Genomic DNA, 13,922 nt, shown 5'->3' with positions numbered 1-13,922 from the left:
GGGGAGGCCGCATTGTACTTACTTTGCACCTGCGACCCCGCCCCACAGAAACACCAGACCATGCCCCCACCTAAGCCCAAAAAACTAGCCCACCAGCTCACCCTCCACGGCGACACCCGCACCGACTACTACTACTGGATGCGCGAGCGGGAAGACCCCGAAGTAATCGCTCACCTCGAAGCCGAAAACGCCTACTTCGAGGCGAAAATGGACCACCTGAAGGACTTCCGCGAGAGCCTCTTCCAGGAAATGAAGGCACGCATCAAGGAAGACGATAGTAGCGTGCCCTACACCAAACGCGGCTACGTATACCGCACTGCCTACGAGCTCGGAGACCAGTATCCCCGCTATTTCCGTAAGCCGGTAGAACGTGGCGAAGAAGAGCTAATGTTTGATGTCAATGAAATGGCCCAACCTCATGAGTACTATAACATTGGGGGGCTGAGTGTAAGTGATGATAACCGCTACGTGAGCTACGGGGAAGACACCGTGAGCCGGCGCATCTACACCATCCACGTAAAGGACATGCTGACCGGTCAGAACCTACCGGACCAGATTCCAAATACCACGGGAAGTAGCGTCTGGAGTGCCGACGGGCAGTACCTCTTCTACTCGGTGAAGGACGCAGCTCTGCGGCCGTACAAAATCATGCGCCACCAACTGGGCACCGCCGCGCAGGACGACATAGTGGTGTACGAAGAGCGCGACGAGACCTTCCGCGTGTACGTATACCGCAGCAAATCGCGGAAGTACATCATCGTGGGTGCGTCCCAGACCGTGAGCACCGAATACCGGCTATTGGAAGCCACCGATCCCCTGGGCGAGCCGCGCGTCTTCCAGTTGCGGGAGCGGGACCTGGAGTACGGCATCGAGCACATTGACGACCGTTTCTACGTGCTGACCAACTACCAGGCCAAGAACTTCCAACTGATGGTCACCCCGGAAGATGAAACGGGGAAGGACCAGTGGAAGACGGTGATCCCGAATCGCCCGGACGTGCTGCTGGAGGGCTTGGAGTTGTTCCGCGACTACCTGGTGCTGAGCGAGCGTAAAAATGGACTCACCCTGTTACGCGTGCGACCCTTCGAGGGCGACGAATACTACCTCGAGTTTCAGGACGCAGCCTATATGGCCTACACCAGCGTCAACCCCGATATCGACAGCGAGGTACTTCGCTACGGCTACCAGAGTATGACCACGCCGCCGAGTACCTACGACTTCAATATGCGCACCCGGGAACAGACCCTGCTGAAGCAGCAGCCCGTACTGGGGGATTTCGACCCGGCGGACTACCAGAGCGAACGGGCCTTCAGCGAGTCGCGCGACGGTACGAAGGTGCCGCTGAGTATCGTGTACAAACAAGGTACGCCGCGCGACGGCACCGCCCCTCTCCTGCTTTACGCCTACGGCAGCTACGGCCACAGTATGGACCCAAGCTTCAGCATCACACGGCTAAGCCTACTGAACCGCGGTATGATTTTCGCGATCGCGCACATCCGGGGCGGGGAGGAAATGGGGCGCCAGTGGTACGATGACGGCAAGCTGCTCAAAAAGAAAAATACCTTCTACGATTTCATCGATGCGGCCGAGTGGCTGATGAAGCATAAGTACACCGCTGCGGACCGCCTCTTCGCCATGGGGGGAAGTGCCGGCGGACTACTGATGGGTGCCATAGCTAATCTACGTCCGGATCTCTGGGCGGGGATCGTGAGCCAGGTGCCCTTCGTGGACGTAGTGACTACTATGCTGGACGATTCCATCCCGCTTACCACCGGCGAGTACGATGAGTGGGGCAATCCCAACGAGGCGGAATACTATCACTACATCAAGTCCTACAGCCCGCTGGACAATGTAGCGGCTAAAGACTACCCGCCGATGCTGGTCACCACCGGTCTGCACGATAGCCAGGTGCAGTACTGGGAGCCGGCCAAGTGGGTCGCTAAACTGCGCGAATTGAAAACGGATAGCAACGACGTGCTCTTCCACACCAATATGGAGGCTGGCCACGGTGGCGCGTCGGGGCGCTTCGAGGCCATCCGCGAGGTAGCCCGCGACTACGCTTGGGTGCTGGACCGGGCGGGACTGGCCGATACGAAAACTCCCGCCACCGAATAGGGACGGGGCGGGAGCGCAACCTTAACTACGGAATAGCCAACAGTTTTTGGGATCAAATAAGCCGGCTGCTACTAGCCAGGCGTTCGGCCAGTTGGGGTTTGAGCAGGTTAACAGCATCAAAAATTAGCAATTCGTTGGAGGGAAAGGGCAGCGGCTGACTACCGATGCGGGTACGGCTGTCGGAAGTCAGGGCGCGCTCATCCCCCCGGAAGGTGCTGGCGTAGTGCTCGAAGATGGCCTCGGCGGATAGCTCGTCTTCATCGACCAGACGGTCGGCACGGAGGTTATAAACCTGGATGCTGCCAATGACCCGGGCCGATTTCTGCTGCAACACCTCGATCACCTGCGCCTGTACGATCACCTCGCGGGGGCGGGTAATATCGTTTCCTAGGGTGTCCTTCGCCACGTTACCGCGCTCGTCGAGGACGTATTCCTTACCGTCGACAATCTTGGCCTCGTCCACGTAGCGGCGCTCGGAAAGCTGATCGGGGCTGACGGCCACGTCACGCAGCACGATACGGGCATTGTAATCGTACTGGCGGTCAGCCCGGGGCTCCAAATCGAACTCGCGCCAGAAGTCATCCAGGTCACCGGGCCGTAGGCGCAATAACTCGTCCTGGATTTCACGGGGTAGATAGGCCCCACTCTCGTTGACTAGCTCCAACGTGACGTACACCCGACCTAGGTCACGGGCCTCGGCGAGTAGCTCGTGGCTATCGCGGTACCCCCGGTGGTAGTTGTCGACGCGGTCCAGGTAGCTATAGGCAGCGCGGGCGGCGGCTTTTTGCCCTTTACGCCCGGCTTCGAGCTGGGATAGCCCCTGCCGGTAGAGCTGCTCGGCGGCCTTGGCGTTGGCTTCAACGATCAGCCCCTCCACCTTCACGAAACGGAAGTTGGCCTTGCGCCCGTCCCTGTCGATCAGGGGAAGTAGAGGACGCAGGGCATTTTGCCGCCGCAGGATGTCGTCGTAAATGCTGTGGATGCGCACCCAGTCGGGCGAGCCGGTTTCGGTGAGGTACTGCGCCCGGTTAAGATCGTTCTCATTGGCCCGGTTGACGGCCTGCTCCAGGGCAGCTACGTACTTCGGGTTTTTCTTCTGTTTACCCGTGAGCCTACGCTGAGCCAAATCGATCGCTTGCTCGTAGTGACCGGATTCGACGAGCTCCTGTACGGAGGTACAAGCTGGAAACGCCAGGACCAATAGTCCCAGCAGAAGGAGCAATTGATGACGGTAGGGGCGCTTCATGTCGTATGCGTTTACGACAAAAGTAGGCCTGCCGACAGAGCGTAGGTGTGACGGTCGGGTTAAGGTAAATTAAGGTTTGTTAAGGCCGCGGCGGCAAGAAAATCTCGCCCACCATACAGCGCGCACTACCGCCACCGTAGCGCTCGATAGTACCAAGATCGGTGTGCAGAATGCGCATTCCCCCGGGCTCCAGCAGCGCCGCTACCTGGGCCGGGTCCAGTGCCGTGTAGGCAGCCGTCGACATCACCCACAGCGGTCCCTGTGGGGTGACCACCTCCAGCATATTGCCGGCAAACCGGTCCACCTGCTCCAGCGATAGCCCGACGATGCGCTTCCCGGAAAGCATCAGACTCTCGGTAAGCTTCGACTTCTCCACCGGGTCGGTCACCGCATCCAGGCACACCACGGCGTGGGTCGTGCCGAGGGCCATCATCACGTTCGTATGGTAGATGACCGCACCGCGCAGGTCATAGCCGTGGAAGGTGATCGGCTTATAGTCCATTCGCTCGCACCAGTCGTGCACCGCCTTGGGGCTACACCGCTGGGACAGGCAGGCGTAGGCGATACGCGCTCCGCGGTCGAGTAGTAATGAGCCAGTGCTTTCGAGGAACTGGCCCTCCGCTTCCCAGCCGCTCAGATCGATGCGATCAGCTAGTTGAAACTCCTGGCGTAGGCGTTCCACCACGTCGTCACGGCGTTCCAGTCTTCGCTGCGGCCAGTAGGTTGGATACGTCACCAGGGTACCGTCGGCGTGGGTAGAGAACCAGTTGTTAGGGAAAATGGCATCGGGCTTCACCGGTACGGGCGTATCCTCGACAACGGTCAACTCGACGCCCGCCTCGCGCAGCAGCTCCACGAAGCAGTCGAACTCCGCCACCGCCCGCGTGCCAATGGCGGCAAAGCTTTCATTGGCTACGGGCTGCTGAAAGGAATTATCGGCCACCGTTTCACTTGCCCGCGCAAAATTGGCCGGACGGACCATCAGTAGGTGATGTGTAGTTTGCTGCTCCATAGACTGGGACCGGCCCCTGTAGCCGGCGCTGTATTTTACCCGCAAATGTATAGCATGAAGTATCTCCCGCTACTCCTGGTGTTCCTCTACGGCTGCCGCGATGTGCCGCAGGTAGACTACGAAGCACAGAAAGAGGCGATCTACTCCACGGCCGCGGTGGTCGGTCCTCATCCCTTGGCGACTGAGGTAGGGGCCGAAGTACTACGCCGGGGCGGCAACGCCATCGATGCAGCCGTAGCCGTACAATTCGCGATGGCCGTAGTGTACCCCCGGGCGGGCAATCTCGGGGGCGGGGGCTTTTTGGTCTACCGCCCGGCCGCGGGAGATCCAATTACCCTCGACTACCGCGAAACGGCGCCCGCTGCTGCCAACCGCGACATGTACCTCGACTCGGCCGGCGACGTTACGGAGGGCTTGAGTACCCTGGGGCATCTCGCGGTGGGGGTACCGGGTACCGTAGCGGGCATCGCGGCCATGCACGAGCGCTTCGGCAGTCTACCCTGGACCGATCTGGTGCAACCGGCCATCGACCTGGCGGTGAACGGTTACCGGCTCAGCGAAGCGGAGATCGGTCGCCTTAAGCGGTACCACGCTGATTTTCAATCCCTTAACACCACCACGCCCTTCTCAGACAGTAACATGGTGTCGGGCACGCAGGTGCAACAACCGGAACTTGGGGCAACGCTGGTGCGTATACAGACCGACGGCCACGACGGATTTTACCGCGGGGAAACCGCCGAGCTCATCGCGGCGGAAATGCGTAGCGGAGGGGGCCTGATCAGTCTGGAGGACCTAGCCGCCTATGCCCCAAAGTGGAAAGCGCCTATTACGAAAGATTACAAGCAGTATACCATCATCTCTATGCCGCCCAGCAGCAGCGGCGGCGTTGCCCTGGCCCAGATGACCGAGATGCTGGAGGACTACCCCCTATCCGACTACGGCTTCCAGAGCCCCCGGGCCACTCAGCTCATGGTGGAGGCGATGCGCCGCGCCTACGCCGACCGGGCCGAGTACCTGGGCGATAGCGACTTCTACCCCGTACCGGTCGATAGCCTACTCAACGACGCCTACCTCCGCGCCCGGATGGCCGACTTCCGCCCCGATACCGCCGGCACCAGCACCGTCATCGCAGCCGGACAGATGGCCATGAAGGAGACCTTCGAGACCACCCACATCAGCATCGTAGATAGCCTCGGCAACGCCGTCAGCATCACCACCACCCTCAACGGCAACTTCGGCAGCAAGGTGATGGTCGATGGGGCGGGCTTTTTCCTCAACAACGAGATGGACGACTTCAGCGCTAAGCCCGGCGTACCTAATATGTTCGGACTCGTGGGCAAGGAGGCCAATGCCATCCAGCCCGGTAAGCGGATGCTCTCCAGCATGACCCCCACCATCGTCGAGCGCGACGGCCAGCTTTTCATGGTACTCGGCGCACCGGGTGGCTCGACGATTATCACCGCCGTCTTACAGACCTTCCTCAACGTCGCTGAGTTCGGCATGACCCTGCCAGAGGCCGTTGCTGCTCCCCGCTTTCACCACCAGTGGCTACCGGACCAGATCCTGTACGAGACCGGTGCCTTTAATGGAGGTACGCTAGATAGTCTTGCCGCTCTCGGGTACCAGTTTCGTGAGGTGGAGGCCATGGCCGTCGTCAAGGCCATCCAGGTACTGGAGGATGGTAGGCTACAGGCGGCGGCCGATGGGCGGAATCCGGATGATGATGTGGCGGGGTATTAGCCTTTTTTCAATGATGGAGGCGGTGGCGGCGGAATGTTAGGCCGTGATGCCCCGCCTTCTTCCCTGAACTCCCGTTCAAACTGTGGGGCGGTCCAGAGATCGACTTGGTACTTCTGCTTGCCGTAGTTGACCGCATTGAGCATCAATTCCGAGAGCTGATAGTGCACAAATGTGCCGGCCGGATAGCTGGCTACTTGGTCGGCTGGCATCTCTCGACCATTTACCCAAATACCGTATGCTGTTGATCCAGTCCACTCCGTTAGTTGGGTGGTAGTGGGAGCCTGGGGTGCTACCTGTGTGAGGTCAATCGGTGGTGGTGCGACGGTATCAACTATTCCCAGCGTCGAGGTCATCGGAGGCGGCGGAAGGGCAGGGCCCTCATCTCCCCGTAGTTCACGCCAAGCTTGCGCCTCGGTATAAATATCTACACGGGTCACTTCGCCAGGGACGGGACTGACGTAGTAGTGGGCGAATTGGTTACCACTATACCTCGAGAGTTGGTCAGCATGTACTCTTTGACGATTGACGTAGACTTGGTATCTGGGGGACTGCCACTCCGTCATCCTGGCCTGCTGCGGTACGCAAAAGGTGAATGAATGACCTCCCTCACTGTTTTCTGTCAAGTTGAAGGCATCCCCTACATCCGGTGCGCTCAGGGTCATTTCGTCTTCCGGCGGTTGCTGTGATGTGCGCTGTAAAGTTTTTTCTTCAACCTGTTCAGCGGTAGTAATAGAATGGGTATGATCCAATTGCTGCGCGTATGCTCTGCCCCCTAAAGTAAGGAGGGTTAGGGCCATACAGCAGGTGAGTAGTACACATCGGCCAAGAATCCGGCTGAATGGTGGAACTTGCGTTGTCATCATAGTAAACCTCTTTTTAGTCACGTGAAAGGAAGAGCCGCTCGCCAAAGAGTAGTCCTTTGATTGTAGCTGGAGTTGGTGAACAAGCTCGCGTTGGTAGGCATACGGATCGAATCCGGCGCGCACTACACTGCGGTCGGCGAGTAATTCATGGTTATCGCTGATTGCGCGCTCGTACAGCCAGATTACAGGGTTAAACCACCACGCAAGTTTTAGTGCCGCAACTATCAGGCGATCGATGGAATGTAGTTGCCGGACGTGGGTAGATTCATGGATTAGCACTGCACGACTAGGCCGAGAAGTTTCTGCACAGAATACCCATTGCAGGAAGGAGTGACTTGGAACTGCGTAAGGCAATATGACAAGTTGTACCCCATCCACCCAGTGTCGGGTACCCGTCTGTAGGCGTGTCCTAATGGACTGGAAAAAGGAACCCAAACGAGCAATTCCATAGCACACGCCCGCTAGGTAGATTAGCTTGAGTAAAGCGATCGTCAGCGTTATTCCATCCCAGGCAGTGCCCCCGAAAGATGTGTCAGCGGCCGCAGTATCATTTACCTGATAAGTAAAGGACCGCCCCGTGGCGTTGGGTAATGATGCATCTTCGACGAACACCGTAAGCACGGGGATCACAGGCACCAGGAAACTCCAAGCTAGGGCAATGAGCAAATAGGCCCGTTTGAAGTGCCCGAGTGCAAGGCGATCAAAGAGCAGATAGTAAACGGCGAGCAACAGTCCCTGCACGGCGGCTACCTTCAGGAGGTACATCGGCCAGCTCATTGCTCTTCGAGTTTCTCGTCGATCAACCGCTGCAATTCCCGCAGTTGCTCCCGACTCAATTTGGCTTCCCCCGTGAGGAGTGATGCGAGCTCTGTAGGCGATGAGCTGAAAAAATCCCTCACCATCCCCCGCAGCTGCCGCCCGAAGTAAACCTGCTTACTCACCAGCGGATAATACTCCCGACTGTTCCCGTACGTCCGGTACCCCACCACGCCCTTATCAATCATCCGCCGCAGCAGCGTGGCCACGGTAGTCTTAGCGGGCTTTGGCTCGGGCAATACTTCGAGCAAGTCACGCATAAAGCAGCGCTTCAGCACCCACAGGTACTTCATCAGTTGTTCTTCAGCCGACGACAAAGCTTCCATCTACTTTTGTAGTTGTTGTTCTACAAATGTAGACCTTTCGGGTCATAGTTGCAAGTCTGCCGGTTAAACCTCCAAAAATTTATTGCTTGGCCTACAAGCCCTAACCTTACGCAAGCGCCGCCAACGCCTCCCCGATCCGCTCTACCGCCGTGCGCAACTGCTCCTCACTGGCCGCGTAGCTGATCCGAAGGCAGTTGGGTGCTCCAAAGGCATCTCCGGTTACGGTGGCAACGTGGGCATTTAGTAGCAGGTACTCGGCCAGGTCGTCGGCGTTGGTGATAGTGTATTCCCCGCTGGATTTACCGAAAAAGGCGCTGACGTCCGGAAAGATGTAGAAGGCACCCTGCGGCCGGTTTACCTTCAGGCCCTCGATGCGTTCCAGGCCCTCGATGATGAGCTCGCGGCGGCGGCCAAAGGCTTCCTTCATCGCGTAGGTCGGACCCAGGTCGCTATTCAAAGCGTGTGCACCTGCGTACTGCGCAATACTGTTTGCTCCGCTGGTGCTCTGTCCCTGCAGTTTGCTACAGGCGTCGGCCACGTCCTGCGGGGCCCCCAGGTAACCGAGCCGCCAACCGGTCATAGCGAAACCCTTGGAAAATCCGTTCACGGTGATGGTGCGGTCCTTTACCTCAGGAAAGGTACCAATACTGGCGTGCGCCCCGGTGAAGTTGATGTGCTCGTAGATCTCGTCGGAAACTACGTAGACATCGGGATAGTCTAACAGCATCCGGGAGATCGCGGCGAGCTCGTCAGCGGTGTACACTGAGCCGGTCGGATTACAGGGCGAGGAAAAGAGAATGAATTTGGTCCGGTCCGTGATCGCGGCTGCGATCGCCTCCGGCTGTACCTTAAAATCCTCCTCGATACCGGCACCAACGATGACCGGTTTGCCACCGGCCACCTCCACCATAGCGGAGTAGCTGACCCAGAAGGGAGCCAGGATCACCACCTCGTCCCCCTCATTGAGCAGGGCATAGCACACGTTGGCGATACTCTGCTTAGCCCCCGTGCTGACCACGATTTGGGAGGGCGCATAATCGAGGCCATTTTCCCGCTTGAACTTATCGGAAATGGCTTTTTTAAGCTCCGGGGTGCCGGGCACCGGGGTGTACTTCGTCAGTCCCAGATCGAGGGCTTCCTTAGCGGCCTGCTTGATGTGCTCCGGGGTGTCGAAGTCGGGCTCGCCCAGGCTCAGACTGATCACGTCAAAGCCCCTTGCCTTCACCTCGCGACCTAGCTGGGCCATACGTAGGGTGGCGGACTCTTCCATGTGCTGGACGCGGTCGGAAAGCAGGGAGGTGGCGGTGGTAGTCATATCGGGAGTGGTTGTGCCGGCGAAGATACGTACCGTACCCGCGCAAAGAATAGGCGGGCGCCCCGATAGCTATCGGGGGCAGGTGCAAACAATTTCGTGAAGTGGAACGGCTAAGGGTATCTTACCCATATGTCGCAGGTATCGATCGGTTCGTATAAGCCCAGGCTGAGTTTCTGGCAAATCTGGAATATGAGTTTCGGCTTTCTCGGCATCCAGTTTGGCTTTGCGCTGCAGAACGCCAACGTCAGTCGCATCTTTGAAACCCTCGGTGCCTCGCAGGACGAGCTGCCCATCCTCTGGCTAGCTGCCCCCGTGACTGGCTTGCTGGTGCAACCCATCATCGGCTACTACAGTGACCGTACCTGGAGCGAGCGCTGGGGTCGGCGACGTCCGTTCTTCGCTGCCGGTGCCATACTGGCCACCCTGGCCCTGTTCCTGATGCCCAACTCCACCGCCCTGTGGATGGCGGTACTCATGCTGTGGCTGCTGGACGCCTCCATCAATATCAGCATGGAACCCTTTCGCGCCTTCGTGGGTGATATGCTACCCAACGAGCAGCGCAGCAGTGGCTTTGCCATGCAGAGCTTCTTCATCGGCACGGGGGCGGTGATTGCCTCGGCGTTACCCTGGATGTTTACCAATTGGTTCGGCGTGACGAATACGGCTCCGGAAGGGGCTATCCCGGATGCGGTACGCTGGTCGTTCTACCTGGGGGGCTGTGCCTACTTCCTGGCCGTGATGTGGACCGTCTTCAACACCAAGGAGTACCCCCCGGATAACCTAGCCAAACTACGCGCCGACAACGCTGGCGTCGGCATCTACGACGGCATTAAAGAATCGTTTATGGGCATCTTCAAAATGCCGAAGACGATGGTACAACTCTCGGCCGTGCAGTTTTTCTCCTGGTTCGCCCTTTTTTCAATGTGGATCTATATGACTCCGGCAGTAACCAGCTACGTGTACGGTACCAGCGATACCAACTCCGCCCTGTACAATGAGGGGGCAGACTGGGTGGGGATCTGCTTTGCGGTCTACAATGGCGTGGCCGCCCTCGTGGCCTTTTTGCTACCGGTAGTTGCCAAGCAATTGAGCCGCCGGGTGACTCACCTGTTAGCCCTTTTTTGTGGTGGTTTGGGGCTACTCTCCGTGCTATTCATCAGTGACCCTACCCTGCTGCTCGTGTCGATGGTGGGGGTGGGCATTGCCTGGGCCAGTATCCTTTCGATGCCCTACGCCATCATCTCCAGCATTCTGCCGGCCGATAAGATGGGCTACTACATGGGGGTGTTCAACTTTTTCATCGTCATTCCGCAAATCGTGGCGGCCGGCATCCTGGGTTTTATTCTGCGCATCTTCTTTGGCAATGTGTCGATCTACGCCCTGGTGATCGGGGCAGTGTCCTTTTTCCTAGCCGGACTGCTCTGCTTGATCGTGGATGATAATGACGTGGTGGTGGATTTTGCGGTGCCTAAGAATGCTATTGAGCCGATTACTTGAGCTGTAGTTCTTGATCTAACTTTTCTCGCAAAGGCCTTGCAGCCTTTGCGAGATAGGGCGCCCCTTCCAGGGACGTGCCGTGCGCAGTCAGGCTCGGTACGGGCTGTCCCTGGAAGGGGCACCCTTGGCAGCGGGGTCTGTGGCGCCGTCGGCGCGCAGGGCCCCGCTGCTTACTTACGCCGCGCTGCGATCTACCCCCCCACCCCCAACCAGTGCGGCACAAACACCACTACCGCCAGCAAGACCACCTGAATGAGCAGAAACGGCACGATACCCCGGTAAAGGTGCCCCGTAGTCACCTCCGGTGGGGCCACCCCCTTGAGATAGAACAGGGCGAAGCCGAAGGGTGGGGAGAGGAAACTGGTCTGTAGGTTAATACCCAGCAGGATACCTAGCCAAATCAGGTCCGTACCGTAGGCCACGAAGACCGGTGTCACCACCGGCACGATGATGAAAACGATCTCGATGAAGTCGATGAAGAAGCCGGCCACGAATACGACCAGCATCACCAGTGCCAGAAACTGATACTCCGGCAGGTCGCTGCGTTCGATCAGACCGACCAGATAACGGTCGCCCCCGAGCTCCCGGAATACGAGCGAGAAGGTCGTAGCCCCGAGCAGAATCATGAAGACCATACTGGTGAGGTGGGTCGTATCGCGGCATACGTCCTTCGTCACGGCCCACGTGAGGCGGCCCTGGAGTGCCGTCAAAAGGATTGCACCGGCGGCCCCGACCCCCGCCGCTTCCGTGGGAGACGCGATACCGGCAAGTATACTGCCCAGCACCACCACAATCAGTAGGAGCGGTAGGAAAAGACTCTGGAGGACCCCCAACAGCACGCTCCGATTCCATACGCGCTGCCGGTCCGGAGTAGGAAACTGCCGCGGACGAAGCACCCCCAACACCAGGATGTACACGATGTACGCAGCTACCAGCAGTAAACTCGGATACAGCGCCGCCCGAAATAGCGCCCCCACACTGACCTGTAGCACACTCCCCAGCAGTACCAAAACCACCGAGGGCGGGATGATCTGCCCCAGCGTCCCCGACGCAGCAATGACGCCCGTAGCAAGTGGTGCCGGATAGCCCTGGCGCAGCATCGGCGGCAGACTGATCAACCCCATCGTAATCACCGTAGCCCCGACAATACCCGTAGAGGCCGCCAGGAGCGCCCCGACCACGACTACGGAGACGGCCATACCGCCACGTACCGATCCGAATAGACTAGCCATACTGGAGAGCATGCGCTCCGCCAGTCCGCTTTTCTCCAGCATGATACCCATGAAGACGAACAGCGGAACGGCCAGTAGCACGGCATTGTCCATCACGCCCATCACCCGGTTGGGGAGGAGCGTAAGCACGCTGAAGTCGAGAAAACAGAGGGCGTAGAGCAGGCTGAGCCCCCCGAGCGTAAAGGCTACCGGATAGCCGTAGAGCACCAGCAGAAAGATGCTGACGAACAGGATCAGGGCAATAACCGCCAGACTCACGCCGTGGTGGGTTTACGGTCCCGCCACAGCAGCGCCAGTCCTTGTAGAAAAAGCAGCGCGGCGGCCAGCGGTACCACCGCCTTGATGGGGAAGTAGTAGGGAATGCCGTTCGGATTAGGGCTCCCCTCCCCCGCCGCCCAGGCCTCGGCGGCGTAGCGGGCGCTAGTGACAAAGAGCACCACGGCCCAGGGAAGGAGGAAAAAAAGCGCACCGACACGATTGACCAAGCGCTTGTCCCGCTCCCCGAAACGCTCGTAGAATAGGTCGACCCGCACGTGGCGGTCCTGCTGTAGGGCATAAGGAATACCCAGCAGAAAGATCAGGGAGAACAGGTGCCACTCCAGCTCGATCACCCAGGCGGCAGTGAGGGAGAGCAGCCAGCGAAGCAGTACGTCGACAACGACCAGCACGATCAACACCAGGTTGAGGTAGCCGGCCCAGCGACCCAGCCAGGTGACGACCGCTTCGACCCCGTGCATCAACCTATTCACTAGCGAGTAGCTGACGGGCAATAGCTGTCGGATCCGGGGAGGCGGCCTCAATGTGGCATAGCGGGGCTACCTCTTTGCGCTCCGCGTAGTGGGCGTAGGCCTTGTCGTAATAGACCAGGGCGATGCGACAGGCGGTAGCGTAGTCTTCCCGCTCCAGGGCGTCGAGGGCTGCTTGCAGCTGCTGTCCGCCGAGCTTTTTACGCAGCCGGGTAAAGGCAGCAACGAGACCTTGCCCGGGGAAACTCGCATAATCCCGCACCAGGTTATCGACCCGCCACTCCAGGGGCTGCACCAATTCGACGACCGGTGCGGCGACGAGCCGTTCGTAAAAGGCGTCGGGCTGACAGACCGTGCCGATCATGCGGCTCTCGTCTTCCACCCATACGGGGCGGTCGGTGGGTAGCGCGCGCAGCGCCGTAAAGAGCATGTTTTCGAAGGCCTCCGAGCTGGGTTGGGGCGCCTCGCCCAGTGCGCCGAAGGAAGAGCCTTTGTGGTTCGCTAAGCCCTCAAGGTCGATCACGGAGGCCCCCATTTTGCGGAGGGCGTGCAGTACCGAGGTCTTGCCCGAACCCGTCGGTCCACTCAGCACCCGCAGCGCATGGTGGGCCTCCCCCAGCCAGGCCCGCGCGTAGGTGCGGTAGGCCTTGTAGCCACCGGAGAGTTGGGCTACCCGCATCCCGGCCTGCTCCAGCAGCCAGCCTACACTGGCACTGCGTTGACCGCCCCGCCAGCACTGTACGACCACTCGTGCGGCGGGAGCGGCGTCGCGAGCTTGCTCCACCAGCAGCCGCATCTTACCTCCGGCCAGCTCCAGTCCCCGCAGCAGGGCGGCATCCGGACTCGTCTGCTTGTACAGCGTGCCCACCTCGGCCCGCTCGGCGTCGTCGAAGAGCGGCAGACTCACGGCACCCCCGATGTGTCCCGCAGTATACTCCCCCGGACTACGTACGTCCAGTAACACCGGCTGCTCCGGTAGGGCAAAGTATTCCGCGGGACTGAGTTTTTCCATAC

11 protein-coding genes are annotated in these 13,922 nt (G+C 59.3%); 3 read left to right on the top strand and 8 right to left on the bottom strand.

Going from position 1 to position 13,922, the window contains the following annotated elements:
* Nucleotides 1–60 precede the first annotated feature (60 nt).
* Nucleotides 61–2,115 (top strand): S9 family peptidase, encoded by a 2,055-nt coding sequence (locus ACOOHD_RS04010; RefSeq protein ID WP_420460280.1) that lies wholly within the window; start codon nt 61–63, stop codon nt 2,113–2,115.
* 52 nt (nt 2,116–2,167) lie between these two features.
* Here the strand turns inward: ACOOHD_RS04010 and ACOOHD_RS04005 are convergent, their stop codons facing one another.
* Both ACOOHD_RS04005 and ctlX read right to left on the bottom strand, forming a co-directional pair.
* Nucleotides 2,168–3,361, bottom strand: a complete 1,194-nt coding sequence (locus ACOOHD_RS04005) for a hypothetical protein (RefSeq protein ID WP_420460279.1) — start codon at nt 3,359–3,361, stop codon at nt 2,168–2,170.
* A 79-nt stretch (nt 3,362–3,440) separates the two neighbouring features.
* Nucleotides 3,441–4,343 carry a citrulline utilization hydrolase CtlX gene (ctlX, locus tag ACOOHD_RS04000; RefSeq protein WP_420460278.1) on the bottom strand — a complete coding sequence of 301 codons (903 nt, stop codon included), beginning with the start codon at nt 4,341–4,343 and terminating at the stop codon, nt 3,441–3,443.
* 84 nt (nt 4,344–4,427) lie between these two features.
* Between ctlX and ggt the strand changes: the two genes are divergently transcribed.
* A complete protein-coding gene (gene ggt / locus ACOOHD_RS03995; protein WP_420460277.1) occupies nt 4,428–6,113 on the top strand; it encodes a gamma-glutamyltransferase in 1,686 nt (561 codons plus the stop codon).
* Here the strand turns inward: ggt and ACOOHD_RS03990 are convergent.
* The 3 genes from ACOOHD_RS03990 to ACOOHD_RS03980 all read right to left on the bottom strand — a co-directional run bounded on the left by ACOOHD_RS03990 (nt 6,110) and on the right by ACOOHD_RS03980 (nt 9,433).
* A complete protein-coding gene (locus tag ACOOHD_RS03990) occupies nt 6,110–7,753 on the bottom strand; it encodes a M56 family metallopeptidase (protein ID WP_420460276.1) in 1,644 nt (547 codons plus the stop codon). The genes ggt and ACOOHD_RS03990 overlap by 4 nt on opposite strands.
* Complete coding sequence (locus ACOOHD_RS03985; protein ID WP_420460275.1) at nt 7,750–8,118, bottom strand: BlaI/MecI/CopY family transcriptional regulator; 369 nt, start codon at nt 8,116–8,118, stop codon at nt 7,750–7,752. The genes ACOOHD_RS03990 and ACOOHD_RS03985 overlap by 4 nt, the downstream gene beginning before the upstream one ends.
* A gap of 106 nt (nt 8,119–8,224) precedes the next feature.
* Complete coding sequence (locus ACOOHD_RS03980; RefSeq protein WP_420460274.1) at nt 8,225–9,433, bottom strand: pyridoxal phosphate-dependent aminotransferase; 1,209 nt, start codon at nt 9,431–9,433, stop codon at nt 8,225–8,227.
* 129 nt (nt 9,434–9,562) lie between these two features.
* Here ACOOHD_RS03980 and ACOOHD_RS03975 point away from each other — a divergent pair, with 129 nt between their 5' ends.
* Nucleotides 9,563–10,930, top strand: coding sequence for an MFS transporter (locus ACOOHD_RS03975; RefSeq protein ID WP_420460273.1), 1,368 nt, complete (start codon nt 9,563–9,565; stop codon nt 10,928–10,930).
* A 191-nt stretch (nt 10,931–11,121) separates the two neighbouring features.
* Here the strand turns inward: ACOOHD_RS03975 and ACOOHD_RS03970 are convergent, their stop codons facing one another.
* Genes ACOOHD_RS03970 through mnmH form a run of 3 tightly spaced genes read right to left on the bottom strand, consistent with a single transcriptional unit; the run spans nt 11,122 to nt 13,920 of the window.
* Nucleotides 11,122–12,420, bottom strand: a complete 1,299-nt coding sequence (locus ACOOHD_RS03970) for a TRAP transporter large permease (RefSeq protein ID WP_420460272.1) — start codon at nt 12,418–12,420, stop codon at nt 11,122–11,124.
* Complete coding sequence (locus ACOOHD_RS03965) at nt 12,417–12,899, bottom strand: TRAP transporter small permease subunit (protein ID WP_420460271.1); 483 nt, start codon at nt 12,897–12,899, stop codon at nt 12,417–12,419. Before ACOOHD_RS03965 ends, ACOOHD_RS03970 begins: the two co-directional genes overlap by 4 nt.
* Nucleotides 12,900–12,903: 4 nt before the next feature.
* Nucleotides 12,904–13,920 carry a tRNA 2-selenouridine(34) synthase MnmH gene (gene mnmH / locus ACOOHD_RS03960; RefSeq protein ID WP_420460270.1) on the bottom strand — a complete coding sequence of 339 codons (1,017 nt, stop codon included), beginning with the start codon at nt 13,918–13,920 and terminating at the stop codon, nt 12,904–12,906.
* Between the last annotated feature and the right edge of the window lie 2 nt (nt 13,921–13,922).

Origin of the sequence: Neolewinella sp. (assembly GCF_965214665.1) — a bacterium.
In the GTDB taxonomy this organism is placed as follows: Bacteria; Bacteroidota; Bacteroidia; order Chitinophagales; family Saprospiraceae; genus Neolewinella.
The sequence above is the reverse complement of the archived record's forward strand: the minus strand, read 5'-3'. Positions and strand labels throughout refer to the sequence as shown.